The organism is Microvirga sp. 2MCAF38, assembly GCF_052115485.1.
In the GTDB taxonomy this organism is placed as follows: Bacteria; Pseudomonadota; Alphaproteobacteria; order Rhizobiales; family Beijerinckiaceae; genus Microvirga.
In genome coordinates, this window is record NZ_JBFRGU010000006.1 from 339867 (window position 1) to 366311 (window position 26445).

Here is a 26445-nt window from a genome sequence, read left to right on the forward strand (position 1 = left end):
ATGTCAGACCGACCCGCAGGCCCTTTGCCGCCGATTCCGCTCACGATCCTCACCGGCTTCCTCGGCGCGGGCAAGACGACTCTGCTCAATCGCCTGGTGCAGGATCCGGCGCTTCACGACACCGTTGTCATCATCAACGAGTTCGGCGAGATCGGTCTCGATCATCTTCTCGTGGAGAAGGTCGATGAAGGCATGGTGCTTTTGTCCGCCGGATGCCTCTGCTGCACCGTGCGCGGTGATCTCATCGCGACCCTCGAAGACCTCTTGCGCAAGCGCGATAACGGGCGCATCGCGCCGTTCCGTCGCGTGATCATCGAGACGACCGGCCTTGCCGATCCGGCCCCGATTCTGCACGCGGTGCTTTACCATCCGTATCTCTCGATGCGCTACGCCGTCGAAGGTGTCGTGACCATCATCGACGCGGTGAACGGCGCGGCGACGCTCGATGCCCATCGCGAAGCGCTCAAGCAGGCAGCCGTCGCCGAGCGGATCGTTCTGACGAAGACCGATCTCGTGACGGATAGCGCATCGCTCGAAACCTTGCGCAAGCGTCTGCGCGATCTCAATCCCGGCGCGGACATCCTGCCCGCCGACGCTCCGGCCAGCGCCATCGTCACCGGTGGCCTGTTCGGCCTCGACGGCAAGATCGCCGACGTGCGCGAATGGCTGAAAGCCGAGGCCGTGGAAAAGGCCGAACACGAAAGCCACGCCCATCAGCATCATCACCATCATGGGCATGGTCATCACCACCACGACGTGAACCGGCACGACGCGCGTATCCGCGCGTTCTGCCTCACCAGCGACGAGCCGATCCCGCAAGGTTCGCTCGACATGTTCCTCGATCTCTTGCGCTCGTCACAAGGCGCGAAACTGCTGCGCGTGAAGGGTCTCGTGGCGTTGGCGGAGGACCCCGAACATCCGGTCGTGATCCATGGGGTTCAGCATGTGATCCATGTGCCCGCGGTGTTGCCGAAATGGCCGAGCGAAGACAGGCGCAGCCGCATCGTCTTCATCGTCGACGATCTCGATCGCGACGTGATCGACCGTCTCTGGAATGCTTTCCTGCGCAAGCCAGGCATCGACCAACCGGATGCGGCGGCGCTTTCCGACAATCCGTTGTCCCTCAGACGATAAGGCTCGTTTGCGCGATTTTACGATTCCCAACGGACCGACGAAGCGTTATGTAACAACACAACGCACGCTCCATGGAATCGTCATGACGCCCTTCCGCACATCTCTCGCCTCGGCCCTGATCGCCGGCCTTGTCCTGCCTTCGCCCGCCGATGCAACTCCCGCCTCCCAGCGCCTCTTGAAAATCGAGGTGCGGGTCGAGGGCCAGGAATCCTGGCAGGACGGGCCGTCGAACTTCGACAAGGCGGTATTCAAGCAGCGCTATTTCATCGCCACCGTTCTCGAGGCTGCTCCAGATCTCAGCGGGGTCAACATTTTCGATCCGAACTCGGTGAAGAAGGCGCAGGAGAAGAGCGCGCGCGTCCAGACCCGCGCCGCGCAGCAATCGAACACTCGACCTGCGGGAATGCCGAGCGCCGCTCAGCAGCAGGCGATGCAGGCCGCCATTCAGCAAGCCTATGCCCGCTGCAAGGGCGATGAAACCTGTATCCGCGATGCGGTCATGAAGAGTGCACCGCAACTCATGACCCCGCCCCCCGGCGCAACCATGGCGTCGCGCGCACCCGCCAGCGACGAGGAGGGCGATGAAAAAGAGATCTATCAGCACTGGCAGAGTTTCGAGGCTTGCCCCGGCAGGATTCATCTCCTGCGCGAGGATTCCGCAAACGGCCTTCTAGCGGATGTGGGCGGTCCGCGCGCGACGAAATCGAACATCCGGGCGGATGAGCGAAAGGCTGTCAAAGGCCTCTGCGTCGGCTACGGCATGACCGTGGTGGATACGGAAGCGAAGAAGCTTTTTCTGGATAGCTTCTCGTTCTCCAATATCATTGTCGCGAACGCGCCGCTCCTCCCGGAGCGCGCGGGCACGATTCCGACCGATATCATCGCCTGGGTGAACAAGAACCTCCGCAACGTTCCGCTCTCCGGCACCAAGACGGAAACGATCGCCTTGCGAACACCGGTGATGATCGCGCAGCGCCCTTCCTATAGCGGCAGAGCCAAGATCACCTTGACCTGGAGTTTCGAAGGCTCCTGGAACGGCTCAACCGAGGTGCCCGAAAATTGATCTGATTTATCAGTTCACTTTTCGCTGATCGGCAGGCGGCATGTATTGCTCGCTGAACACATCCTCAGTCTTCGGCTTCGCTTTGTAGGTGAAGGTCAGGCCGATTTGATCGAGCGCCTTCTCGAAGCGCGCCCTGTCGATACCGCCAAAGCCGTTCGCCTTGACCCACGGCGTCAGCATGTTCTGATCGAGCACCATCTTGAGGCGCTCCAGCTCCACGTCCTTCTTGGCCACGTCGTTGCGCTTGATCACGGAATCGATGGCGGCCGAAGGATCCTTGATGGTGTCCTGCACGCCCTTCATGATCGCACGCAAAAAGCCCTTCACGGCTTCGGGCTTCTCGGTCGCGAATTTCGGCGAGACGATGATGGTGTTGCCGTAAAGATCGACACCGTAATCGCTCATCAACAGCACGACGATATCGTCCTGCGGTACGCCGCGCGATTTCAGATTGATGTAGGAGGACATGGAGAAGCCGAACACCGCATCGACTTCGCCTTGCGCCAACATTGGCTCGCGCACCGGAAAGCCGACATTTTCGAACTTCATGGTCGAATCGTCGACCTTGTTGACGGCCTTGAAGATCGGCCATTGCGCATAGGCGCCATCGGCGGCGGGCGCGCCGAACTTCTTGCCCTGGAGGCTCGCGACTTCATTCGTGATGCCGCGGCTCTTGCGCCCGATGATGGCGAAGGGCGGACGGTCATACATGACCATCACGGCCTTGATGTCCGTGCCGGGATTCTCGTCACGAAAGCGCACCAGCGAATTCACGTCGCCGAAGCCCACATCATATGTGCCGGACGCGACGCGGGAGATCGGCTCGCGGGAGCCCGCCGCCGGATCGATGGTGACGTCGAGACCCTCGGCCTTGAAGTAACCCTTGTCGAGAGCCACCGCGAACGGAGCCGCCGGTCCTTCCCAGCGCCAATCGAGACTGAACCGCACAGGCGTCTGCGCCAGGGCCACTTGCGCGGGCAACAGCGCGGTGAACCCTAAACCCGCCGCGAGAACCAATGATTTCAGAACGCTTCTTCCGTTCCCCGACCCATGACGCGACATGAAAATCCCTCCCCGTCTCGCTCACCATGCAACCAAAACGATGCATACGCATCAAGGGGCAATGCCGAAGAGGCAAGCGAAACAGCTTATTACAAAGGCATGCGAGCTAGACCGGCAGCATTCCGTCGCTCTTGACCTCTTCCATCACCGCATAGGTGCGGGTTTCCTTAACGCCTGGCAGGGCGAGCAGAATCTCGCCGAGGAAGTGGCGATAAGCGCTCATATCGGCAACGCGCGTCTTCACAAGGTAGTCGAACCCTCCGGCCACCATGTGACATTCGAGAACCTCGGGCGCGCGCTTCACCGCTTCGGCGAATTTCTCGAAGACATCGGGGGTCGTCTTGTCGAGGGAAACCTCGACGAAGACCAGAAGTTCGAGGCCGAGGCGATGCGGATCGAGCCGCGCCCCGAACCCGGCGATATAGCCCTCCCGCTGCAGCCGCTTCACCCGGTCGCCGGTCGAGGTCGGCGAAAGGCCGATCTTTTCAGCGAGCTCGACCGTCGAAATGCGGCCATCGAGCTGCAGGAGCTTCAGGATCTTCCGATCCGTGCGATCGATTCCCGTCATTTTCACGCCAATACTATCAAACTAGCTATTATTATAAGGCGACATGACAAAAATCGCCATCGAAACCCGGCTCGACCTCTCGTATTTTCCGACAAAACCCCCGAGGGAACCCCATGACGCATCAGAACCCGCTCACGACCTTCAATCCGCCTTACGCCGAAGCCGACGAGACCATTGCCAAGCATCTGCTTGCCCATGCACGTCTGTCGCCCGAGCGGGAGAAGCGGATCGACGAGCGGGCCACCCGTCTCATCGAGGCCATTCGCCAGAAGAGCGGCGGCCTTGGCGGAGTCGAGGAGATGCTGCGTGAATATGCCCTTTCCACCAAGGAAGGGCTCGCCCTCATGGTTCTGGCGGAAGCCTTGCTGCGTGTGCCCGATGCCGCCACCGCCGACCGGCTCATCGAGGACAAGCTCGGCCAGGCCGATTTCGCGGAGCACGAATCGAAATCCGATGCTTTTTTGATCTCGGCCTCCGCCTGGGCGCTCGGCATCACCGCGCGCATCATTCAGCCGGGAGAGACACCCGAAGGGATCCTGCGCCAACTCACCAAGCGCCTCGGCCTCCCCGCCGTACGTGCCGCGACACGCCAAGCCATGCGCGTCATGGGCAATCATTTCGTGCTCGGCCAGACCATCGAGGAGGCCCTTAAACGCGCAGGCTCCAGCAAGGGCCGTCTCTATCGTTACTCCTTCGATATGCTCGGTGAAGGCGCGCGCACGGCGGACGATGCGAAGCGCTATTTCGATTCCTACGCTTCCGCCATCGACGCCATCGGCCAATCGGCCGGTAACGAGCCGCTGCCCAACCGGCCGGGCATTTCCGTAAAACTCTCGGCCCTGCATCCACGCTATGAGGCGACGAGCCGCGCGCGCGTGATGCGCGAACTTGTTCCGGCCGTGATCGAGCTGGCGCAAAAAGCCAAGAGTTATGAACTCAATTTCACGATCGATGCGGAAGAGGCTGATCGTCTCGAACTCTCGCTTGAAGTGATCGAAGCTGTGATCTCCGATCCGTCGCTTGCAGGGTGGAGCGGGTTCGGTCTTGCGATTCAAAGCTACCAGAAACGCGCTGCCGCGGTCATCGACGCCATCGCCGCCATGGCCGAGCGTTATGATCGCCCCATGATGGTGCGGCTCGTGAAGGGAGCTTATTGGGACACGGAAGTGAAGCGCGCGCAGGAGCGTGGGCTCGACGATTATCCGGTCTTCACCCGCAAGGCGATGACCGATCTGAACTACACCGCCTGCGCCGAAAAACTGCTGGCCTTGCGTCCGCGCATCTATCCGCAATTCGCAACCCACAACGCACTTACCGTCGCATCTATTCTAGAGCGCGCGGGCAACATCGATGGCTTCGAGTTCCAGCGTCTCCACGGCATGGGTGAAATTCTCTACGGGCGTTTGCTCGAGGATAATCCGGGCCTCGCCTGTCGGACTTACGCGCCGGTTGGCGGACATCGCGATCTACTCGCGTATCTCGTGCGTCGTCTTCTCGAAAACGGCGCGAATTCCTCGTTCGTGTCCGTCGCTGCCGATACCAATGTCCCTGTCCAGACATTGCTCAAGCGCCCCGCCGACATCATCGTGTCACCCGATTCCGCACGCCATCCTAAACTGCCGCTGCCGCGCGATCTTTTCGCACCGCGCCGTGTAAACTCGCAAGGTGTCGAATTCGGTAATCAAGCCGCGCTCGATGCGCTTCTCGCGGAGATCGCGAAGGTCGCGAAAAGCGCGTTCGGCGCCAAGCCGTTGATCGATGGCAAACCTGAAGCAGGCGAAGAGCGTAAAGTCATCAGCCCCATCGACGGCGGCACTGTGGCCGGCAAGGTGACGGAAGCGTCACCTGAGACCGCCGATCGGGCCATGCGCGCCGCTGCCGCCGGTTTCCGCGCATGGAGCGAAACGAATGCCGATATGCGCGCGGGCGCGCTCTCGCGCACGGCGGATCTCATGGAAGCGCGGCGCGGCGCTCTGCTCCATCTCCTGCAAACGGAGGCGGGCAAGACTCTCGACGACGCACTCTCCGAATTGCGCGAGGCGGTCGATTTCTGCCGGTACTACGCCGCTCAAGGTCAGACATTGTTCGGCAGCGATCAACAGATGCCGGGGCCGACCGGCGAGACCAATGCGCTCCGCATGCGCGGACGCGGCGTATTCGTGGCTATCTCACCGTGGAACTTCCCGCTCGCGATCTTCCTCGGTCAGGTTTCGGCCGCGCTCATGGCCGGCAATTCGGTTGTCGCAAAACCCGCCGAGCAGACACCGCTCATCGCGGCCTATGCAGTGGGCCTCATGCATGAAGCCGGCGTGCCCGTGACAGCGCTGCAGTTCATGCCGGGCGACGGACGCGTCGGCGCGCGGCTCGTCAATCACAAGGACGTTGCAGGTGTGGTCTTCACCGGATCCACGGAGGTCGCCCGTCTCATCAATCGCGCGCTTGCGGCAAAGGACGGTCCTATCGTTCCGTTGATCGCGGAAACCGGCGGCATCAACGCGATGATCGTCGATGCGACCGCTTTGCCGGAACAGGTCGCGGACGATGTCGTCACCTCCGCTTTCCGTTCGGCGGGGCAGCGCTGCTCTGCGCTTCGTCTGCTGTGTGTGCAGGAGGATGTAGCCGACCGGATGATCACCATGATCGCGGGTAGCGCGCAGGAATTGAAGCTCGCCGATCCGCGCGAGGTGTCGACCCAGATCGGCCCCGTCATCGATAGCGAAGCGAAGGATCGTCTCGACGCGCATGTGGCGAAGATGAAGAGCACCGCGCGCGTGCACTATGCGGGCGAAGCGCCGCAGAACGGCACTTACGTCGCCCCGCATATCTTCGAGATCGCAAACCCCGACGCGCTCAAGGAAGAAGTCTTCGGCCCGATTCTGCACGTGGTGCGCTACAAGGCGGATCGTCTCGGCGATGTTTTGCAAGCCATCGACGATACCGGCTACGGACTGACGCTCGGCATCCACTCGCGCATCGACGCGACCGCGCAGGAAGTGATCGAGCGGCTTTCCGTCGGCAATGTCTATGTGAACCGCAACATGATCGGCGCTGTCGTCGGTGTGCAACCCTTCGGTGGCCATGGCCTCTCCGGCACGGGTCCGAAAGCGGGTGGACCTCATTATCTGCTGCGCTTCGCGACCGAGCAGACCATCACCGTCAACACGGCGGCAGCAGGTGGCAATGCGAGCCTGATCGCCATGGGAGAATAAGTTGAAGGGCGAGACGGTTCTCCAGCGCTTGATTGCGTCGATGACGCCGGATTTACGGCCGGAAACATATGTCTTCGTCACGAGCGCTTACCCATCACCCGATCTTCTTGGCGAAGCGCTCATGTTCTTCCGCGAGACGGAAGGGGTGACTCTCATCCTGGCCAAGGCGACAGCGCAAGCGCGGGGGCTAGCCTCTATCTACCCATGTCGCTGCATTACCCTATCGATTCATTCTTCGCTGGAGGCCGTCGGATTTCTGGCGGCCATCACAGGCGCGCTGGCGCAAGCGGGAATCGGCGTGAATCCGGTCTCGGCTTACTTTCACGATCATCTGTTCATCGCGGAGGAGCATGGCGACAAGGCGATGACGATTTTGACCCGGCTCTCGGCGGATGCCAGGGCTTAGGCCCGAAGCGAGGCATGCCGCCAAAGAAAAACCCGGCTCGAGGCCGGGTTTTCAGGATCAGTAGTTCAGCGCATGTTTGACTTCATGGAGCTGCGCCAAAGTCGACTCGGCCGCGTGCTTCGCATTCAAGTCATTGGTCGCGTCATAAGCCATCTGCGCCTGCAGAATTTCACGATCGATCACCTCGGAGGTGATTTCCTCTTCCGGTAGCGCGCGCTCGGCAAGAACGGTCAGACTGCCCTGATTGATGTCGGCGAAGCCGCCACGCACGAGAACCCGGCGTCCGTTGCCACGCTCTGTGGTCGCCACGAGAAAGCCGGTCTTCAGCGCGGTCATCATCGGCGCATGGCCCGGCAATACGGTCAGATCGCCCTCGGTCGCGGGCAACACGACCGCATCGACCTCGCCCGAGAACAGGACGCGCTCAGGCGAAACGAGTTCGAAGTGGAGAGTGGCCATGAGAGGCTCCCATTATCCTCCCCCCGGACCGGAGAGAGGGTTGTGTTGCCTTACGCCGCTTCAGCCGCGAGACGCTGAGCCTTCTCGACCGCTTCCTCGATGGTGCCGACCATGTAGAAGGCGGCCTCGGGGAGGTGATCGTATTGGCCTTCGACGAGACCCTTGAAGCCCTTGATGGTGTCTTCAAGCGCGACGAGCTTGCCGGGCGAGCCGGTGAAGACTTCCGCCACGTGGAAGGGCTGCGAGAGGAAGCGCTCGATCTTGCGGGCGCGGGCGACGGTGAGCTTGTCCTCTTCGGAAAGCTCGTCCATGCCCAGGATCGCGATGATGTCCTGGAGCGCCTTGTAGCGCTGCAGCACCTGCTGAACCTGACGGGCGATGTTGTAGTGCTCCTCGCCGACGATGGCGGCGGACAGCATGCGCGAGGTCGAGTCGAGCGGATCCACCGCCGGATAGATGCCCTTTTCCGCGATCGAACGCGACAACACGGTCGTGGCGTCCAAGTGCGCGAAGGAGGCGGCCGGAGCCGGATCGGTCAAGTCGTCGGCAGGCACGTAAATGGCCTGCACCGAGGTGATCGAACCCTTGGTCGTGGTGGTGATGCGCTCCTGCAACGCGCCCATGTCGGTCGCGAGCGTCGGCTGATAACCCACGGCGGACGGAATACGGCCGAGAAGCGCCGACACTTCCGAGCCCGCCTGCGTGAAGCGGAAGATGTTGTCGACGAAGAACAGCACGTCCTGGCCCTGGTCGCGGAAGTTTTCGGCGACCGTCAGACCGGTGAGCGCAACGCGGGCGCGGGCGCCCGGGGGCTCGTTCATCTGACCGTAGACGAGAGCGCACTTGGAACCCTTGGCCGAACCCGACTCGCGGGGATCCACGTTCACCTTCGACTCGATCATCTCGTGATAGAGATCGTTGCCTTCACGGGTACGCTCGCCCACGCCGGCGAACACCGAATAACCGCCGTGCGCCTTCGCGACGTTGTTGATCAGTTCCATGATGAGCACGGTCTTGCCGACGCCGGCGCCGCCGAACAGGCCGATCTTGCCGCCCTTGGCGTAAGGAGCCAGAAGGTCGACGACCTTGATGCCGGTGACGAGGATCTGACCCTCGGTCGATTGCTCGGCATAAGACGGAGCCGGCTGGTGGATGGCGCGAAGGCTCTCGCCGACGATGGGGCCGGCTTCGTCCACCGGCTCGCCGATGACGTTCATGATACGGCCGAGGGTGGCCGCGCCGACGGGCACCGAAATCGGCGCGCCGGTATCGGACACGGGCTGGCCGCGAACCAGACCTTCCGAGGTGTCCATGGCGATGCAGCGGACGGTGTTTTCACCGAGCTGCTGCGCCACTTCGAGCACCATGCGGTTGCCGTTGTTCGTGGTCTCGAGTGCGTTCAGGATCTCCGGCAGGTGTCCCTCGAACTGCACGTCGACGACGGCGCCGATGACCTGCGTGATGCGACCGGTCTTGCCGGCGGTGTTGGCTGTCTTGGCCATGTTGGGCTCCTCTCGGATATCGTCAGAGCGCTTCCGCGCCCGAGATGATTTCGATCAATTCCTTGGTGATCATCGCCTGACGCGACCGGTTGTAGGTCATCGTCTGCTTCTTGATCATTTCACCCGCGTTGCGGGTCGCACTGTCCATGGCGCTCATGCGCGCGCCCTGTTCGGAAGCGGCGTTTTCCAGAAGCGCGCGGAAGATCTGTACGGTGAAATTACGCGGCAGCAGAGTCGCGAGAATTTCGCCCTCATCGGGCTCGTAATCGTAGACCGCATTCGTACCGGACGCGTTCGCTTCGATCTGCGCGGGCAGGATCTGCTGCGCCGTCGGGATCTGTGCGATCACCGACTGGAAGCGCGAGTAGAACAGCGTCGCCACATCGAACTCGCCCGCCTCGAAGAGTGCAAGCACCTTCTGAGCGATCTGGTCCGCCTGCTCGAAGCCTATCTGGCGAACAGAGCGCAGGTCGACGAGGTCGATGATGTTGTCGGAGAACTGACGACGCAGGATGTCGTAGCCCTTCTTACCGACGCAGATGATCTTGACCGTCTTGCCCTCGGCCAGAAGCCGGTTGGCGTGATCGCGCGCCAGACGCGAGATCGACGAGTTGAAAGCACCGCAGAGGCCGCGTTCGGCCGTGCAGACGATCAGAAGCTGAACCTTGTCGGAACCCGTTCCGGCGAGAAGGCGCGGCGTCTCGGGACCGACGGTGACGCCGGAAGCGAGATTGCCGAGCACCTCGGACATGCGCAGCGCATAAGGACGCGCGGCTTCCGCCGCCGTCTGCGCACGACGCAGTTTGGCGGCGGCCACCATTTGCATGGCCTTGGTGATCTTCTGCGTCGCCTTGACCGAGGCGATTCGGTTGCGAAGGTCTTTTAAGCTCGGCATCGAGCGGCCCTACCCTCTCCGGTAATCCGGTTGGATCTTTAAGCGAACGACTTGGCGAAGGACTGGACGGTGTCCTTGAGCTTCGCTTCCGTATCGCTCGACAGGTCCTTCGAGGAGCGGATCGACTCCAGGATGTCGGCGTGCTTGGAACGCAGTAGGCCGAGCAGCCCATCCTCGAAAGCGCGGACGCGGTTCAGCGGCAGTGCATCGAGATAGCCGTTCACGCCGGCGTAGATCACGGCGACCTGCTCTTCCATCTTCAGCGGCGAGAATTGCGGCTGCTTCAGGAGTTCGGTCAGACGCGAGCCGCGGTTGAGCAGGCGCTGCGTCGTGGCGTCGAGGTCGGAACCGAACTGCGCGAACGCCGCCATTTCGCGGTACTGCGCCAGCTCGCCCTTGATCTTGCCCGCGACCTTCTTCATCGCCTTCGTCTGGGCCGAGGAGCCCACGCGCGACACCGAGAGGCCGACGTTAACCGCCGGGCGAATGCCCTGGTAGAACAGATCCGTCTCGAGGAAGATCTGACCGTCGGTGATCGAGATCACGTTGGTCGGAATGTAGGCCGAGACGTCGTTGGCCTGCGTCTCGATGACCGGCAGAGCGGTCAGCGAGCCAGAGCCTTGGCTGTCGTTGAGCTTCGCGGCGCGCTCGAGAAGACGCGAATGGAGATAGAACACGTCGCCCGGATAAGCCTCACGGCCCGGCGGACGGCGCAGAAGAAGCGACATCTGGCGGTAGGCGACGGCCTGCTTGGACAGATCGTCATAGGTGATCACGGCATGCATGCCGTTGTCACGGAAGAACTCGCCCATGGCGCAGCCGGCGAAAGGCGCCAGGAACTGCATCGGAGCGGGATCGGAAGCGGTCGCGGCGACGATGATGGAATATTCCAGCGCGCCGTTCTCTTCGAGAACCTTAACGAACTGAGCGACGGTCGAGCGCTTCTGGCCAACGGCGACGTAGACGCAATAGAGCTTCTGGCTCTCGTCGTTGCCCTGGTTCAGCGGCTTCTGGTTCAGAATAGTGTCGAGCGCGATTGCGGTCTTGCCGGTCTGACGATCGCCGATGATCAGCTCGCGCTGGCCGCGGCCGACCGGGATGAGGGCGTCGATGGACTTGAGGCCCGTCGCCATCGGCTCATGCACCGACTTGCGCGGAATGATGCCCGGTGCCTTCACGTCGACGCGACGACGCTCGGTCGCCTGGATCGGGCCCTTGCCGTCGATAGGATTGCCGAGAGCGTCGACGACGCGGCCGAGCAGACCCTTGCCGACAGGCACGTCCACGATGGCGCCCGTGCGCTTCACGGTCTGGCCTTCGGCGATCTCACGGTCGGAACCGAAGATCACGATGCCGACATTGTCGGTTTCGAGATTGAGCGCCATGCCCTTCACGCCGCTCTCGAACTGCACAAGCTCACCGGCCTGCACGTTGTCGAGGCCATAGCAACGGGCGATACCGTCACCGACGGACAGAACCTGGCCAACTTCGGTAACCTCGGCTTCGGCACCGAAGTTCTTGATCTGCTCTTTGAGGATCGCGGAGATCTCAGCGGCTCGAATGTCCATCAGTGGACCTCTTTCATCGCTAGACGAATGGAATTGAGTTTATTGCGCACCGAAGCGTCCACCATGCGGGAACCCATCTTCACGATGAGGCCGCCGATGAGGCTCGGGTCGATCTTGACGTCCAGAGAGACATCAGACTTGGCGACGTCGCGCAGCGCCGCCTTGATTTCGTTCAGAACCGTGTCGGAGGGCGCTTCCGCCAGGACGACCTGGGCCCGGACGATGCCCTTCGCATCCGCCACGAAGTCGCGGAATGCCCGAATCATGTCGGGCAACGCGAACAGGCGGCGCTTTGCAGCGGTGAGGCGAATGAAATTGCCCGCAAGCCCGGAAATTCCGGCCTTGTCGAGAATCGCGCCGATGGCGCCTTCCTGCTGCTCCGTCGTGAAGGCGGGGCTGCGGATGAGGCGCTGCAGATCGGCGCTTTCCTTGATCAGCTTGTCGAAGCGGTCGAGATCGCCGGCGACGGCGTCCACGGACTTCGCTTCCTGAGCGAGCTCGAACAGCGCCGAGGCGTAGCGCATCGCTACACCCGACAGGAGAGGTCCATCTTGAGAACCGCTTTGCGCCACGTGATCGTCTCTCTCAAATCTCACGGGTTTCGGACCGGAAGAGCCTTGGGCAAGGCTTCGGGAACCCCGTCAGGTCGGTGGAAAGGAGCCCGGAGCAGGAGGCGTCTCCACCCAGCAGGCGCCGGTGCACTAGCATGGGTTTTCCGGTGGTGCAAGCGAACGAAGCCCCGCTCGCGACCATTAGGGCGAAAGTTTGACCGAACCTTAGAGTTCGACGACCGCCATCTCGCAGTTCTCTAGGAAAGTGCCCGTCAGCTCGCGGAAGAAAGTCCCGTGCCCGACGACCGCGATCAGAGTCTCCGGGCGAGCCGAAAGCCAGCTGCGAAAGCCTTTGACCCGCTCGGTAAGATGATCCAGCGGTTCGACGCAAAGCCCGCGCTCATCGGGGTTGTCATCCCGGTGCCACCAGATCTCGTCGAGATGATCGAAGGCGAGATCCGGAAATTCCTTGGCGAGATGCACGGGCTCGCGCCCCACATCGCAGCTGCTCAGGAGATATTCCCGGTGCAGAGCCTCAACCCGGATCGTCGAAACGGCGGGGTGATTCCCGAAAATGCCGCGTGTCGTCTGGAGCGCGCGGGTCAGCGGCGAGGTGACGATCAGTTCATAGGCGAAATCGCGATGGAGTGCTGCGGCATTCGCCGCCTGTTCATGGCCGAGATCGGTCAGGCGGGCATCGAAAAACAGCGGATCCTCACCGGTCTCCTGATAACGGGCATTGAAGGTCGATTGACCGTGCCTGATGCAGTGAACGATTTTGGCCATGCGCTTCCCTTTCCGATGCGATTCCGTACGCGGCGGATTGATCACAAAAAGCTCTGAGGGTCCACATCGATGGAGATGCGCGTATTGCCTCGGATCTTGGGGCAGCGGGCGAGCCACTCCCGCAAATAAGCCTGGAGATCGACCTCGCGCTCCGTCTTCACCAGAAGCCGGTAGCGATAGCGCCCGCGAATGAGGGCGAGCGGCGCTTCGGCTGGGCCGAGCACCACGACGCCGGGGGGCGGCTCGGTCACTTTCGCCATGGCGCGGGCATGGGCTTCCGCCGCCTCCCGCTCCGCCGCCGAGACGATGAGCGCCGCGAGCCGCCCGAAAGGCGGCAATCCCGCCATTTCGCGGACGCGGGTCTCTTCCGTATAGAAACGCTCCACATCCCCCGAGATGAGCGCGGCGATCACCGGATGGTCAGGTTGCCAGGTCTGGACAAGGGCGCGCCCGGCCTTCTCGCCACGCCCGGCCCGGCCCGTCACTTGTTGCAGGAGTTGGAAGGTCCGCTCGGCGGCGCGGGGGTCGCCGGAGGTGAGGCCAATATCCGCATCGAGCACCCCGACCAGGGTCATGAGCGGGAAATTATGGCCTTTAGCGACGAGTTGCGTGCCGATGACGATATCGAATTCGCCCGCAGCAATAGCCGCCAACTCGTTGCGCAGCCGTTCCGTGCCACCTGGAAAATCGCTCGAGAGCACGATGGTGCGCTTGTCTGGGAAAAGCTCGGCGACTTCCTCGGCGATTCGCTCGACCCCTGGACCGCAGGAGGTCAGAGAATCGACGCTGCCGCAGGACACGCAGGCATGGGGCGTGCGCTCGATATGGCCGCAATGGTGACACACGAGCGAGCGCCGGAACCGATGCTCCACCAGCCACGCCGAGCAATTGGGGCATTCGTAGCGATGGGCGCAGGCACGGCACAGGGTCAGCGGCGCGTACCCGCGTCGGTTGAGAAATAGCAGCACCTGCTCGCCACGCGCGAGTGTCTGTTCCACGGCCGCATTGAGGGTCGGCGAGAGCCAGCGTCCGCGCGGGATGGTTTCCTTTTTGAGATCCACGGCGCGAATCTGCGGCAATTGTCGGCCGCCGAAACGTTCGGGCAATCGCACATGGCGATAGCGCCCGCGCTCCACGTTGACCCGGCTCTCGATGGACGGCGTCGCCGAGGCGAGAATGACCGGCGCGTTCTCGATTCGCCCCCGCACCACGGCCATGTCGCGGGCGTGGTAATGCACCCCGTCATCCTGCTTGTAGGCGGTCTCGTGCTCCTCATCGACCACGATCAGGCCGAGATTCGCATAAGGCAGGAACAGCGCCGAGCGTGCGCCCGCCACCACTTTCACCTCGCCTGAGGCAATGCCGGTATAGAGCCGCTCGCGTTTGCGGCCCGTCACGCCCGAATGCCAGGTTGCGGGTTTCACGCCGAAGCGGGCGGCGAAACGGTCGAGGAATTGAGCGGTGAGCGCGATTTCCGGCATCAGAATCAAAGCCTGCCGCCCCTGCCGCACGGCTTCCGCCACGGCCTCGAAATAGACCTCGGTCTTGCCCGACCCGGTAACGCCTTCGAGCAGAGTCACGGGGGCCTGCGCCTCCTTCAGGGTCGCAGTCAGTTCATCCGCCGCCGTGCGCTGGCCGTCAGACAAAGTCGCGCCTTTGACATCGGGATCGGGCGTCTCGGCCACCGGCTCCGGCGGCAGGGCCACCGTTTCCAGCGTGCCCTCATCGATCAGGCCATCGACCACCCCGACACTGACGGCGGCGGCTTCGGCCAGTTCCCGCTTGGTCCGCACGAGCCCGTCTTCGGAGGCCTCGATGACGCGCTTGCGCGCAGGCGTCACGCGCTGGGGCGGCGGCCCGACCCGGCGCACGCCGACCCGTACGGTTTCAGGATGACTGTCGTCCACCAACTTGAGGCCGAGGCCGAGAACGGAACCTTTCGGAGAGAGCGTGTACCAGGCGATCCAGTCCAACAGCTTTCGCATGTTGGGCGAGAGACCGGGGACAGCGATCTTGTCCGTCACCTTCTTGAGATTGCCCCCCGCCCCTTCCCGCAAGGCCCAGACGACGCCGGGCACTTCCCGGTTGCCGAGCGGTACCTGCACCACATCGCCCTCGCTGACCGCGAGTTCGTCCGGCACGGCGTAGCTATAGGCCGTGTCCAGCGCGAGCGGGATCAGGACATCGGCGATCTGGCGGGTCATTCGGTTCGGGTTAACCTGGGGATGGTAGGGTATCGGTTCCAGTCCGAAGCAAGAACATGCCAAGTCGCGATTCGCAAACCGCCCTCGATCTCGTGCTGCCCGGCGCACCCGATACGCGCCAGGAGGCGATGCAATGGCTGGCGTCGCTTGCCAAGGAGCGCCGTCTTTCGCCCAAGACCGTGGAGGCATACGCGCGCGATTTGCGGCAATTCCTGACCTTTCTCACCGGCCATCTCGGCGAAGCGCCGGGGGTGAAGGCGATCTTAGGCCTCAAGCCTCTCGACATCCGCTCCTTTCTCGCCGCGCGCCGGTCCGCTGCGGTGCAGAGCCGCTCGCTCATGCGCCAGCTCGCGGCTTTGCGTTCCTTCGCCCGCCATCTGGAACGGGAGGGCCACGGCACAGCCTCGGCCTTCGCGGCGATTCGCACGCCGAAGGTGCCGAAGAATCTCCCCCGCCCCCTCTCCGCCTCCTCCGCCGTCGCGGTGACGGAGACCGAAACGCGCGCGGGCGAAAACCGGAAACCCTGGATTCTGGCCCGCGATGCCGCCGTGCTCTCCCTGCTCTACGGGGCAGGTCTTCGTATTTCGGAGGCCCTCGGCATCCAGCGCCGCGACGCGCCGATCAACGGCATCGATTCGGTGACGGTCACCGGCAAGGGCGGCAAGGTGCGCTCCGTACCCGTGATCCCCGCGACCCAGAGCGCGGTCGAGGAATATTTGAGTCTGTGTCCCTATGTGATGAAGCCGGAGGAACCGCTTTTCGTCGGCGCGCGCGGCGGGCCGTTGTCGCCGCGCATCATCCAGCTCGCGGTCGAGGAATTGCGTGGTGCGCTGGGATTGCCCGACAGCGCCACGCCCCATGCCCTGCGCCATTCCTTCGCAACGCATCTTTTGGCACGCGGCGGCGATTTGCGCGGCATTCAGGAACTGCTCGGACACGCCTCGTTGTCGACGACGCAGCTTTACACGAAGGTGGATGCGAGCCGGCTGATGGATGCGTTCGACGCGGCGCATCCGAGGGCGCGCATAAAAGCATAGCGCGCAATCCCTCTCCCGCGAGGGGAGAGGGATTGCGTCCTCACATATGGATCGCGCGCTTTTCCACCGCCATCGCGGCTTCCTTCACCGCTTCGGCCAGTGTGGGGTGTGCGTGGCAGGAGCGGGCGATGTCCTCCGACGAACCGCCGAATTCCATGGCGATCACCGCCTCGTGGATCAGCTCGCCCGCGTTCAGGCCGATGATGTGAACGCCGAGCACCTTGTCGGTTGCCGCATCCGCCAGAATCTTCACGAAACCATCGGTGGCGTGGATCGCCTTGGCGCGGCCGTTGGCCATGAAGGGGAACTTGCCGACATTGTAGGCGATGCCGGCATCCTTCAACTCTTCCTCGGTCTTGCCGACGGAGGCGACTTCCGGCGCGGTATAGACCACGCTCGGGATCACGCCGTAATTCACGTGGCCCGCCTTGCCGGCAAGAATTTCAGCCACCGCGACGCCCTCGTCCTCGGCTTTGTGCGCGAGCATCGGGCCCGCGATCACATCGCCGATGGCGTAGATGCCGGTGACGTTGGTGGAGAAATGCGCGTCTGTCTGAATGCGCCCGCGATTGTCCTTTTGCACGCCGATCTCGTCGAGGCCAAGACCTTGCGTATAAGGCACGCGGCCGATGGCGACGAGCACCACATCGGCCTCGATAGTCTCGGCCGCACCGCCGGCTGAGGGCTCGACGGTGAGCGTCACGCCCTTGCCGGTCTTCTCAGCCTTCGTGACCTTCGAGCCGAGCTTGAACTGGAAGCCTTGCTTGGTGAGCATGCGCTGGAAGTTCTTGGCGACGTCGGCATCCATGCCGGGCAGGATCCGGTCGAGATATTCGACGACCGTCACGTCCGAACCGAGACGACGCCACACGGAGCCGAGTTCAAGCCCGATGACGCCTGCGCCGATGACGACGAGACGCTTCGGGACGCTCGATAGCTCAAGCGCGCCGGTGGAGGAGACGATGATCTTCTCATCGATCTCGACGCCGGGAAGACGCGCCACATCTGAGCCGGTGGCGATGACGATGTTCTTGGTCTGCAGAACCTGGTTCGTGCCGTCCTCAGCGGTCACTTCCACCTGACCGGCGGCGGCGATGCGGCCCGCACCGAAGAACACATCGACTTTGTTCTTCTTGAGCAGGAACTCGACGCCCTTGACGTTTCCGTCGACGCCTTCCTGCTTGAACGCTTGCATCTTCTTCAGATCGAGCTTCGGCGCGGAAACCTGAATGCCGATCTTGTCGAAATGCGTCGCCGCTTCCTCGAACAGATGCGAAGCGTGCAGCAGCGCCTTGGAGGGAATGCAGCCCACATTGAGGCAGGTGCCCCCATGGGTCTTGCGCTTTTCGACGACGGCGACTTTCAACCCGAGCTGCGCAGCGCGAATGGCGCACACATAACCGCCGGGGCCGGTGCCGATGACAATGAGATCGTAAGACATGGGTCTACCCCTTGGACGTCATGGCCGGGCTTGTCCCGGCCATCCACGTCTTGGGATGGCCACCCGGCGAAAAGCGTGGATGCCCGGCACGAGGCCGGGCATGACGGAAGAAATCTTACAGGTCGAGAACGAGACGCGCCGGATCTTCCAGCGCTTCCTTGACGCGCACGAGGAAGGTCACGGCTTCCTTGCCGTCGACGATGCGGTGATCGTAGGAGAGCGCAAGATACATCATCGGGCGGATGACGATCTGGCCGTTGCGCACCACCGGACGATCCTCGATGCGGTGCATGCCGAGAATGCCCGATTGCGGGGCGTTGAGGATCGGCGTCGACATGAGCGAGCCGTAGATGCCGCCGTTGGTGATGGTGAACGTGCCGCCCTGCATCTCGTCGATGGAGAGCTTGCCGTCCCGGGCACGCTTGCCGAAATCGGCGATGGTCTTCTCGATACCGGCGACCGAGAGCAGATCAGCATCACGCACGACAGGCACCACGAGGCCCTTATCCGTGCCGACGGCGACGCCGATGTGGTAGTAGTTCTTGTAGACGAGATCCTGGCCGTCGATCTCGGCATTCACCGCAGGCACGTCCTTCAGCGCCTGAATGACGGCCTTCGTGAAGAAGCCCATGAAGCCGAGCTTGGTGCCGTGCTTCTTTTCGAACACGTCCTTGTACTGCGCACGCAAGGCCATGACCGCACTCATGTCCACGTCGTTGAACGTGGTGAGCATGGCGGCGGTGTTTTGCGCATCCTTCAGGCGGCGCGCGATGGTCTGGCGCAGCTTCGTCATCTTCACGCGCTCTTCGCGCACGGCGTCGACCTGCGCGGACGGCGCGCGGACCTGAACCGGAGCGCTCGGCGCCGGAGCGGCAGAGCCCGAGGCGATGGCGGCGAGCATGTCGCCCTTGGTCACGCGACCATCCTTGCCCGAACCGGCGACATTCGCGGGCGAGACACCGCTCTCGGCGGCGATGCGGCCGACAGCCGGGCCGGATTCCTTTGCGGAGGCCGGGGCAGCAGCCTGAGCAGGCGCAGCAGCGGGAGCCGCCTTCGGCGCTTCAGCTTTAGGAGCGGGAGCAGCGGCGCCACCTTCGAGAACCGAGCCGAGCAACGCGCCGGCCGCGACCGTCTCGCCGTCCTTGGCGATGATGTCGCCGAGCGTGCCGCTCGCGGGCGCGTTGACCTCGAGGGTCACCTTGTCCGTTTCGAGTTCGAGCACGGGCTCGTCGGCCTTCACGGGATCGCCGGGCTTCTTGAACCAGCGGCCAATGGTGGCCTCTGAAACGGATTCGCCGAGGGTAGGTACGCGGATTTCGGTCGCCATGATCGTCTTGAATGTTCGGGCCGTGGGGCCGGATGAAAAGGAAACTTTGACTTCCGCGGCTATTTAAGCCGCGAAAGCCTCGTCGAGGAAGGCTTGAAGTTGCATCAGATGCTTGGACATGAGGCCTGTCGCAGTCGCCGCAGAAGCCGGACGGCCCACATAGCGCGGACGATCCACCTTCGAGCCTGCGGTCTTCAGCACCCATTCGAGATACGGCTCGACGAAGGTCCAGGAGCCCATGTTCTTGGGTTCTTCCTGACACCACACCACGTCGGCCTTCTTGAAGCGGGCGAGTTCGGCCGCCAGCGACTTCGCCGGGAACGGATAGAGCTGCTCGACGCGCATCAGATACACATCGTCGAGACCGCGCTTTTCGCGCTCCTCGTAGAGGTCGTAATAGACCTTGCCCGTACAGATCACGACGCGACGGATCTTGTCGTCCTTCACGAGCTTGATGCCGTCCGTGCTGCGTTGCGCATCGTCCGCCAGCACGCGGTGGAACGACGTGCCTTCCGAGATCGCCGAGAGGGGCGACACGGCGCGCTTGTGGCGCAACAGCGACTTCGGCGTCATCAGGATCAGCGGCTTGCGGAATTCGCGCTTCAGCTGACGGCGCAGGATGTGGAAGTAGTTCGACGGCGTGGTGCAATAGGCAACTTGCATATTGTCTTCCGCGCACATCTGCAGCCAGCGCTCCAGTCGGGCGGAGGAGTGCTCCGGTCCCTGACCCTCATAGCCATGCGGCAGAAGACACACGAGGCCGGACATGCGCAGCCACTTGCGCTCTCCGCTAGAGATGAACTGGTCGAACACCACCTGCGCGCCGTTGGCGAAATCGCCGAACTGCGCTTCCCACAAGGTCAGCGCGTTAGGCTCGGACAGCGTGTAGCCGTATTCAAACCCGAGCACCGCCTCTTCCGAGAGCATCGAGTTGATGACCTCGTAGCGGCCCTGGCCTTCGTGGATGTGGTTGAGGGGCGTGTAGCGCTCCTCGTTCTCCTGATCGATCAGAACCGAGTGGCGCGACGAGAAGGTACCGCGCTCCACATCCTGACCGGACAGGCGAACGCGGTGACCTTCGACCAGAAGCGAACCGAAGGACAAGGCTTCCGCCATCGCCCAATCGAGACCTTCGCCGGTCTCCATCATCTTCTTGCGGTTGTCGAGGAAGCGCTGGATCGTGCGATGGAGGTGGAAGCCCTCCGGCACGGTGGTGAGCGCCTTCGCGATCTCGTTCAACGTCTCGACGGACACGCCCGTCTGGCCGCGACGCGGATCGTCGGAATCCTCGCGCACGGCCTTCAGGCCGGCCCAACGACCATCGAGCCAGTCAGCCTTGTTGGGCTTGTAGTTCGAGGCGATGTCGAATTCCGCATCGAGCTTCGAGCGCCACGACGCCTTCATCTCCTCGACATCGGCGGCCGTGACAGTGCCTTCATCGAGAAGCTTTTTGGCGTAGACCTCCAGGATCGAGGGATGCGAGCGGATCTTGCGGTACATGAGCGGCTGGGTGAAAGCCGGCTCGTCGCCTTCGTTGTGACCGAAGCGGCGATAGCAGAACATGTCCACCACGACCGGCTTCTGAAACTTCTGGCGATATTCGGTGGCGACCTTGGCCGCGAACACAACCGCTTCCGGATCATCGCCGTTCACGTGGAAGATCGGAGCCTCGACCATCTTCGCCACATCCGACGGATAGGGCGAGGAACGCGAGAAGCGCGGATCGGTGGTGAAGCCGATCTGATTGTTGATGATGAAGTGGATCGAACCGCCCGTGCGGTGACCGCGCAGGCCAGAAAGACCAAGGCACTCGGCCACGACGCCCTGACCCGCGAACGCGGCATCACCGTGAATCAGGAGCGGCATCACCGCCGTGCGGTTATCCGGCGCGCAGCCATGCTGGTCCTGCTTCGCGCGAACCTTGCCGAGCACCACCGGATCGACGATTTCGAGGTGCGAGGGATTGGCGGTCAGCGAGAGGTGGACGTTGTTGCCGTCGAAGGTGCGATCCGAGGAAGCGCCGAGATGGTACTTCACGTCGCCTGAGCCTTCCACGTCATCGGGGGCAAACGAGCCGCCCTTGAATTCGTGGAACAGGGCTCGGTGCGGCTTGCCCATCACCTGCGTCAGCACGTTCAAGCGGCCACGGTGGGCCATGCCGAGCACGATTTCCTGACAGCCGAGATTACCGCCGCGCTTGATGATCTGCTCCAGCGCTGGAATGAGCGACTCGCTGCCATCCAACCCGAAGCGCTTGGTGCCGGTGTATTTCAGATCGAGGAACTTCTCGAAGCCTTCCGCCTCGACGATCTTGTTGAGGATCGCGCGCTTGCCCTCGCGGGTGAACGTGATTTCCTTGTCCGGTCCCTCGATGCGCTCCTGAATCCACGCCTTCTCCACCGGATCGGAGATGTGCATGAACTCGACGCCCAGCGTCTGGCAATACGTGCGCTCGAGAATGGCGACGATCTCGCGGATCGTGCCGAATTCGAGGCCGAGCACGTTGTCGAGGAAGATCTTGCGGTCCCAATCGGCTTCCGTGAAACCGTAATGCGACGGATGCAGTTCCTCGTCGCTCGGACGCGGATTGATGTCGAGCGGGTCGAGCTTGGCATGAAGATGGCCGCGCACGCGATAGGCGCGGATCAGCATGATGGCGCGCACGGAATCGCGGGTTGCCTGAAGGACCTCGGCCTGGCTGATGGGAGCGCCCTTGGTCTCGGCCTTCGCCTTGATCTTGTCGCCGACCGCCTTCTCGACCTGGGCCCAATTGCCGTCGAGGGCGGAAACGAGTTCGCCATTAACCGGGATCGGCCAGTTCGGCTTTTCCCAGGATGCGCCACGCGCGTTTTCCAGCACGTCCTGCTTGTTGTCCTTCAGCGCGCCGAAGAAAGCCTGCCACTCGGCATCGACCGAGGCCGGGTTCTCTTCATAGCGGGCATAGAGATCCTCGATATAGGACGCGTTCGCCCCATAGAGAAAAGCGGTGTTCAGAAAGGTTTCGTTGGCGTCTTGGCGTGCCATGATGGCTCTCCTTGATGTCATCCCGGGGTCGCATCGCAGAACCCGGGATCCACATCCACCGCCGCTTCTCGCTGGAGTGCGTTTCGGTGGTTATGGGTTCCGGGCCCTTCGCTTGCGCGAAGTCCCGGAATGACGGTGATCTCGAGTCGGACCGGGGTGCCTTTCGGCCCCCGATCACGTTGTTTCGTTAGCGGCCTTTCAGAACCTCAACCAAGGTTTTTCCAAGGCGTGCCGGGGATGGCGACACGCGGATGCCCGCCGCCTCCATGGCCGCGATCTTGTCTTCCGCGCCGCCCTTGCCGCCGGAGATGATCGCGCCCGCATGGCCCATGCGGCGTCCGGGAGGAGCCGTGCGGCCGGCGATGAAGCCGACCATCGGCTTCTTGCGGCCCTTCTTGGCCTCACGCGCGATGAACTCGGCCGCCTCTTCTTCCGCCGAGCCGCCGATCTCGCCGATCATGACGATCGACTCGGTCTTCGGATCGGAGAGGAACATGTCGAGCATCTCGATGAACTCGGTGCCCTTGACCGGATCGCCGCCGATGCCGACAGCGGTCGTCTGACCGAGGCCCTCGTTCGTGGTCTGGAACACAGCCTCGTAGGTGAGCGTGCCGGAGCGCGACACGATGCCGACAGAGCCGGGCTTGAAGATGTTGGCCGGCATGATGCCGATCTTCGATTCGCCCGCCGTCACGATGCCGGGGCAGTTCGGGCCGATGAGGCGCGACTTGGAACCCTGCAATGAGCGCTTCACGCGCACCATGTCGAGCACCGGGATGCCCTCCGTGATGCAGACGATGAGCGGGATTTCCGCGTCGATGGCTTCGCAGATCGCATCCGCCGCGCCCGGAGGCGGAACGTAGACGACCGAAGCGTTGGCGCCGGTCTTCTCGCGCGCTTCCATCACCGTGTCGAACACGGGCAGATTGAGATGCGTCGAGCCGCCTTTGCCTGGCGAGGTACCGCCGACCATCTTGGTGCCGTAGGCGATGGCCTGCTCGGAATGGAAGGTGCCGTTCTTGCCGGTGAAGCCCTGGCAGATGACCTTGGTGTTCTTGTCGATGAGAATGGACATCTGAGCCTCTTATTTTCCGCCGCGAACCGCGTTCACGATCTTCTGCGCCGCGTCGTCGAGATCGTCAGCCGGGATCACGTTGAGGCCGGATTCGCGGATGATCTTCTTGCCCTCTTCGACGTTGGTGCCTTCGAGGCGCACGACGAGCGGAACCTGAAGACCAACCGCCTTCACTGCCGCGAGCACGCCGCGGGCGATGACGTCGCACTTCATGATGCCGCCGAAGATGTTGACGAGAATGCCCTTCACCTGCGGGTCGGCGGTAATGATCTTGAACGCCGCCGTCACTTTTTCTTCCGACGCGCCGCCGCCGACGTCCAAAAAGTTCGCCGGCTCTTCGCCATAGAGCTTGATGATGTCCAGCGTCGCCATGGCAAGGCCAGCACCGTTGACCATGCAGCCGATGGTGCCGTCGAGCGCGATATAGGCGAGATCGTGCTTCGAGGCCTCGATCTCCTTCGCGTCCTCTTCCGTGATGTCGCGCAGTTCGACGATCTCGGGATGGCGATAGAGCGCATTACCGTCGAACGAGATTTTGGCGTCGAGGCACTTGAGGTGCCCGTCCTTGGTGACGATGAGCGGGTTGATTTCGAGCATCTCCATGTCCTTCGCGGTGAAGGCCTTGTAGAGCTTCGCAACCACGTCTTCCGCTTCCTTGGCGAGCGGGCCGGTGAGGCCGAGCGCCTTCGCCACGGTGCGGCCGTGATGGGGCATCACGCCGGTCGCAGGATCGATGGAGAAGGTCAGGATCTTCTCGGGCGTGTCGTGCGCGACCTGCTCGATATCCATGCCGCCTTCCGTCGAGACAACGAAAGCGACGCGGCCCGTGGCGCGGTCGACGAGCATGGAGAGATAAAGCTCGCGCTCGATATCCGAACCGTCTTCGATGTAGAGGCGGTTGACCTGCTTGCCAGCGTCACCGGTCTGGATCGTGACCAGCGTGTTGCCGAGCATCTCTTTCGCAAACTGCTTCACCTCGTCGATGGACTTGGCGAGGCGCACGCCGCCCTTTTCACCAGCAGCAGCTTCCTTGAACTTGCCCTTGCCGCGACCACCCGCATGGATCTGGGACTTCACGACCCAGAGCGGACCGCCGAGTTCCTTGGCCGCCGCCTCGGCTTCCGCCGGGGAGAAGATCGCCTTGCCCTTCGAGACCGGCAGGCCGAATTCCTTCAGGACGGCTTTGCCTTGGTATTCATGGATGTTCATGTGTTTTTCTTTCCGTCATGCCCGGGCTTGGCCCGGGCATCCACGCCTTGGCGGCGTGGCGGTTGAAGACGTGGATGGCCGGGACAAGCCCGGCCATGACGCGCCGTGTTTTTACTTCAAAGCCGGATTGATCTCTTTGCAGGCGTCCACAAGGCCCTGCACGGAAGCGACCGACTTGTCGAACATCGCCTTCTCGTCAGCCGTGAACGACACTTCGACGACGCGCTCCACGCCCTTCGCGCCGATCACGATCGGAACGCCGACGAACATGTCCTTGATGCCGTACTGGCCGGAAAGATGCGCGGCGCAGGGCAGAACGCGCTTCTTGTCCTTGAGATAGCTCTCGGCCATGGCAATTGCGGAGGCCGCCGGAGCATAGAAGGCCGAGCCGGTTTTGAGCAGGTTGACGATTTCGCCGCCCCCTTTACGGGTGCGCTCGACCATGGCGTCGAGCTTCGCCTGCGTCGTCCAGCCCATCTTGACGAGATCGGGCAGCGGGACGCCGGCAACAGTGGAATAGCGCGTCAACGGCACCATGTCGTCGCCGTGGCCGCCGAGCACGAAGGCGGTGACGTCTTCGACCGACACGTTGAATTCTTCGGCGAGGAAGTGGCGGAAGCGGGCCGAGTCGAGCACGCCGGCCATGCCGACGATCTTCTCAGGCTTCAGGCCGGAGAATTTCTGGAGCGCCCACACCATCGCATCGAGCGGGTTGGTGATGCAGATGACGAAGGCGTTCGGGGCATATTGCTTGATGCCGTTGCCGACCGCTTCCATGACCTTGAGGTTGATGCCGAGCAGGTCGTCGCGGCTCATGCCGGGCTTGCGTGGCACACCGGCGGTCACGATGATCACATCGGCGCCTGCGATATCGGCATAATCGTTCGCGCCCTTGTACTTGGCGTCGAAGCCGTCGACCGGAGCCGATTCGGCGATATCGAGGCCCTTGCCCTGAGGGACGCCTTCCGCGATGTCGAACAAAACGACGTCGCCGAGTTCCTTCAAACCGACGAGATGGGCGAGGGTGCCGCCGATCTGGCCAGCGCCGATGAGCGCGATCTTATGACGAGCCATGGAGATGTCCTTGGATGTGAGCAAGGCAGGGCGCCTTGAGAAGTCGCGCGTCTTTGACTCAGAAATATGACCGCTTCAACCCAGCAAAAGGTTAACCCGTAAGCGTTTGCGAGGGATTCGGCCCGGCGGGAAGCGTGACTTATGGAAATGTCTTTTTATTTCTAGTAACTTAGGTCGCGGCAAAAGGTCATGTTACATTTTTTAAAAAATGTAACCAACCCTACACGCTGCCGTTCGCGAGAGCCCTCAACACTACCCGGAGCATGGTGGCCAGGCGCCGCTCCAGAATGTCTCCCGGCACGTCCCGGTCGAGCCTGACGGCCAGAGGATTGATGAAACGATAGACCGCGTCCGTGATGAAAGCCATGGCGCGGTCGCGGTCGCGCGGGTCGAACTTGGCGGTCGCGATGCCCTCGTCCATGACCTGCTCCATCCATTGCCGGATGCGCCCGCGATGCTTGCGCACGACGGCACGCGAGGTCTCTGTCGCCTCCACATAGACGTCGAAGAGATGACTGTCCTTCAACGCGAGATCACGATGCTCCTGGGCCATGGCGAGGATCAGGCGTTCGAGCTTGTCGTCCGCCGGGTCGGGAGCATCGGCGATTTCCGAGACGATCGCTTCGAGGGAGCGCATCCATCGCGCCACGACAGCGTCGATGAGCGCGGCCTTGGACGGAAAGTAACGATAGACGTTGGCATGGGTCATGCCTGCCGCCTGCGCGACGCCGACCACCGTGACGCCGGACGCGCCGTTCTCCCGCAACTGCTCGGCGGCAATGGCGAGAAGGCGGACATCCGCCGGCTCGGAAGATGGAGGGATGAGAGCCATTGTCCACCTCACCTCTTCG

General features: G+C 62.7%; 21 protein-coding genes. 5 read left to right on the forward strand and 16 right to left on the reverse strand.

The genetic code is table 11. From position 1 onward, the window contains the following. Nucleotides 1-1134, forward strand: coding sequence for a CobW family GTP-binding protein (locus AB4072_RS14940; RefSeq protein ID WP_441969130.1), 1134 nt, complete (start codon nucleotides 1-3; stop codon nucleotides 1132-1134). A gap of 82 nt (nucleotides 1135-1216) precedes the next feature. Continuing rightward, the gene (locus AB4072_RS14945; protein ID WP_441969132.1) at nucleotides 1217-2197 is read left to right on the forward strand and encodes a hypothetical protein; all 981 of its coding nucleotides are present in this window, start codon (nucleotides 1217-1219) and stop codon (nucleotides 2195-2197) included. A gap of 9 nt (nucleotides 2198-2206) precedes the next feature. Here AB4072_RS14945 and AB4072_RS14950 read toward each other — a convergent pair whose 3' ends face one another. Beyond that, nucleotides 2207-3259: an ABC transporter substrate-binding protein gene (locus tag AB4072_RS14950; RefSeq protein ID WP_441969134.1), complete on the reverse strand. Its 1053-nt coding sequence runs from the start codon at nucleotides 3257-3259 to the stop codon at nucleotides 2207-2209. A gap of 106 nt (nucleotides 3260-3365) precedes the next feature. Then, nucleotides 3366-3827 (reverse strand): Lrp/AsnC ligand binding domain-containing protein, encoded by a 462-nt coding sequence (locus AB4072_RS14955; protein ID WP_441969135.1) that lies wholly within the window; start codon nucleotides 3825-3827, stop codon nucleotides 3366-3368. Between the two features lie 113 nt (nucleotides 3828-3940). Here AB4072_RS14955 and putA point away from each other — a divergent pair, with 113 nt between their 5' ends. Then, complete coding sequence (gene putA, locus AB4072_RS14960) at nucleotides 3941-7036, forward strand: bifunctional proline dehydrogenase/L-glutamate gamma-semialdehyde dehydrogenase PutA (protein WP_441969137.1); 3096 nt, start codon at nucleotides 3941-3943, stop codon at nucleotides 7034-7036. Nucleotide 7037: 1 nt separating this feature from the next. Continuing rightward, the gene (locus tag AB4072_RS14965) at nucleotides 7038-7442 is read left to right on the forward strand and encodes an ACT domain-containing protein (RefSeq protein WP_441969139.1); all 405 of its coding nucleotides are present in this window, start codon (nucleotides 7038-7040) and stop codon (nucleotides 7440-7442) included. Between the two features lie 57 nt (nucleotides 7443-7499). Here AB4072_RS14965 and AB4072_RS14970 read toward each other — a convergent pair whose 3' ends face one another. From AB4072_RS14970 to AB4072_RS15000, 7 genes are all read right to left on the reverse strand, one after another. Next, the gene (locus tag AB4072_RS14970) at nucleotides 7500-7901 is read right to left on the reverse strand and encodes a F0F1 ATP synthase subunit epsilon (RefSeq protein ID WP_441969141.1); all 402 of its coding nucleotides are present in this window, start codon (nucleotides 7899-7901) and stop codon (nucleotides 7500-7502) included. Nucleotides 7902-7951: 50 nt separating this feature from the next. After that, nucleotides 7952-9403: a F0F1 ATP synthase subunit beta gene (atpD, locus tag AB4072_RS14975; RefSeq protein WP_441969142.1), complete on the reverse strand. Its 1452-nt coding sequence runs from the start codon at nucleotides 9401-9403 to the stop codon at nucleotides 7952-7954. Nucleotides 9404-9425: 22 nt separating this feature from the next. Further along, nucleotides 9426-10298, reverse strand: coding sequence for a F0F1 ATP synthase subunit gamma (locus AB4072_RS14980; protein ID WP_441969144.1), 873 nt, complete (start codon nucleotides 10296-10298; stop codon nucleotides 9426-9428). 38 nt (nucleotides 10299-10336) lie between these two features. Then, entirely contained in the window at nucleotides 10337-11866 is a 1530-nt protein-coding gene (gene atpA / locus AB4072_RS14985) for a F0F1 ATP synthase subunit alpha (RefSeq protein ID WP_441969146.1), read from the reverse strand. Continuing rightward, entirely contained in the window at nucleotides 11866-12438 is a 573-nt protein-coding gene (locus tag AB4072_RS14990; protein ID WP_441969148.1) for a F0F1 ATP synthase subunit delta, read from the reverse strand. The genes atpA and AB4072_RS14990 overlap by 1 nt, the downstream gene beginning before the upstream one ends. Before the next feature lie 204 nt (nucleotides 12439-12642). Then, complete coding sequence (locus AB4072_RS14995) at nucleotides 12643-13203, reverse strand: histidine phosphatase family protein (RefSeq protein WP_441969149.1); 561 nt, start codon at nucleotides 13201-13203, stop codon at nucleotides 12643-12645. 41 nt (nucleotides 13204-13244) lie between these two features. Then, complete coding sequence (locus AB4072_RS15000) at nucleotides 13245-15407, reverse strand: primosomal protein N' (RefSeq protein ID WP_441969150.1); 2163 nt, start codon at nucleotides 15405-15407, stop codon at nucleotides 13245-13247. A 56-nt stretch (nucleotides 15408-15463) separates the two neighbouring features. Here AB4072_RS15000 and AB4072_RS15005 point away from each other — a divergent pair, with 56 nt between their 5' ends. Further along, nucleotides 15464-16444, forward strand: coding sequence for a tyrosine recombinase XerC (locus AB4072_RS15005; protein WP_441969151.1), 981 nt, complete (start codon nucleotides 15464-15466; stop codon nucleotides 16442-16444). A 40-nt stretch (nucleotides 16445-16484) separates the two neighbouring features. Here the strand turns inward: AB4072_RS15005 and lpdA are convergent, their stop codons facing one another. The 7 genes from lpdA to AB4072_RS15040 all read right to left on the reverse strand — a co-directional run bounded on the left by lpdA (nucleotide 16485) and on the right by AB4072_RS15040 (nucleotide 26426). Next, entirely contained in the window at nucleotides 16485-17885 is a 1401-nt protein-coding gene (gene lpdA / locus AB4072_RS15010) for a dihydrolipoyl dehydrogenase (RefSeq protein ID WP_441969153.1), read from the reverse strand. A gap of 115 nt (nucleotides 17886-18000) precedes the next feature. Continuing rightward, nucleotides 18001-19212 (reverse strand): 2-oxoglutarate dehydrogenase complex dihydrolipoyllysine-residue succinyltransferase, encoded by a 1212-nt coding sequence (gene odhB, locus AB4072_RS15015; RefSeq protein ID WP_441969155.1) that lies wholly within the window; start codon nucleotides 19210-19212, stop codon nucleotides 18001-18003. Nucleotides 19213-19275: 63 nt separating this feature from the next. Next, the gene (locus AB4072_RS15020; protein WP_441969157.1) at nucleotides 19276-22236 is read right to left on the reverse strand and encodes a 2-oxoglutarate dehydrogenase E1 component; all 2961 of its coding nucleotides are present in this window, start codon (nucleotides 22234-22236) and stop codon (nucleotides 19276-19278) included. Nucleotides 22237-22423: 187 nt separating this feature from the next. Then, nucleotides 22424-23311 carry a succinate--CoA ligase subunit alpha gene (gene sucD, locus AB4072_RS15025; protein WP_441969159.1) on the reverse strand — a complete coding sequence of 296 codons (888 nt, stop codon included), beginning with the start codon at nucleotides 23309-23311 and terminating at the stop codon, nucleotides 22424-22426. A gap of 9 nt (nucleotides 23312-23320) precedes the next feature. After that, nucleotides 23321-24520 (reverse strand): ADP-forming succinate--CoA ligase subunit beta, encoded by a 1200-nt coding sequence (sucC, locus tag AB4072_RS15030; protein ID WP_441969161.1) that lies wholly within the window; start codon nucleotides 24518-24520, stop codon nucleotides 23321-23323. Between the two features lie 111 nt (nucleotides 24521-24631). After that, a complete protein-coding gene (gene mdh / locus AB4072_RS15035) occupies nucleotides 24632-25594 on the reverse strand; it encodes a malate dehydrogenase (RefSeq protein ID WP_441969163.1) in 963 nt (320 codons plus the stop codon). Nucleotides 25595-25814: 220 nt separating this feature from the next. Further along, on the reverse strand, nucleotides 25815-26426 hold the full coding sequence (locus AB4072_RS15040; RefSeq protein ID WP_441969164.1) for a TetR/AcrR family transcriptional regulator: 612 nt from the start codon (nucleotides 26424-26426) through the stop codon (nucleotides 25815-25817). Between the last annotated feature and the right edge of the window lie 19 nt (nucleotides 26427-26445).

Coding starts and splice junctions, on each gene's coding strand:
- AB4072_RS14940 (WP_441969130.1), top strand. CDS start 1: ATGTCAGACCGACCCGCAGGCCCTTTGCCGCCGATTCCGCTCACGATC.
- sucD (WP_441969159.1), bottom strand. CDS start 23,311: ATGTCCATTCTCATCGACAAGAACACCAAGGTCATCTGCCAGGGCTTC.
- AB4072_RS14980 (WP_441969144.1), bottom strand. CDS start 10,298: ATGCCGAGCTTAAAAGACCTTCGCAACCGAATCGCCTCGGTCAAGGCG.
- AB4072_RS14950 (WP_441969134.1), bottom strand. CDS start 3,259: ATGTCGCGTCATGGGTCGGGGAACGGAAGAAGCGTTCTGAAATCATTG.
- lpdA (WP_441969153.1), bottom strand. CDS start 17,885: ATGTCTTACGATCTCATTGTCATCGGCACCGGCCCCGGCGGTTATGTG.
- AB4072_RS15000 (WP_441969150.1), bottom strand. CDS start 15,407: ATGACCCGCCAGATCGCCGATGTCCTGATCCCGCTCGCGCTGGACACG.
- odhB (WP_441969155.1), bottom strand. CDS start 19,212: ATGGCGACCGAAATCCGCGTACCTACCCTCGGCGAATCCGTTTCAGAG.
- AB4072_RS14970 (WP_441969141.1), bottom strand. CDS start 7,901: ATGGCCACTCTCCACTTCGAACTCGTTTCGCCTGAGCGCGTCCTGTTC.
- AB4072_RS15005 (WP_441969151.1), top strand. CDS start 15,464: ATGCCAAGTCGCGATTCGCAAACCGCCCTCGATCTCGTGCTGCCCGGC.
- AB4072_RS14995 (WP_441969149.1), bottom strand. CDS start 13,203: ATGGCCAAAATCGTTCACTGCATCAGGCACGGTCAATCGACCTTCAAT.
- AB4072_RS15020 (WP_441969157.1), bottom strand. CDS start 22,236: ATGGCACGCCAAGACGCCAACGAAACCTTTCTGAACACCGCTTTTCTC.
- mdh (WP_441969163.1), bottom strand. CDS start 25,594: ATGGCTCGTCATAAGATCGCGCTCATCGGCGCTGGCCAGATCGGCGGC.
- putA (WP_441969137.1), top strand. CDS start 3,941: ATGACGCATCAGAACCCGCTCACGACCTTCAATCCGCCTTACGCCGAA.
- AB4072_RS15040 (WP_441969164.1), bottom strand. CDS start 26,426: ATGGCTCTCATCCCTCCATCTTCCGAGCCGGCGGATGTCCGCCTTCTC.
- sucC (WP_441969161.1), bottom strand. CDS start 24,520: ATGAACATCCATGAATACCAAGGCAAAGCCGTCCTGAAGGAATTCGGC.
- atpD (WP_441969142.1), bottom strand. CDS start 9,403: ATGGCCAAGACAGCCAACACCGCCGGCAAGACCGGTCGCATCACGCAG.
- atpA (WP_441969146.1), bottom strand. CDS start 11,866: ATGGACATTCGAGCCGCTGAGATCTCCGCGATCCTCAAAGAGCAGATC.
- AB4072_RS14945 (WP_441969132.1), top strand. CDS start 1,217: ATGACGCCCTTCCGCACATCTCTCGCCTCGGCCCTGATCGCCGGCCTT.
- AB4072_RS14955 (WP_441969135.1), bottom strand. CDS start 3,827: ATGACGGGAATCGATCGCACGGATCGGAAGATCCTGAAGCTCCTGCAG.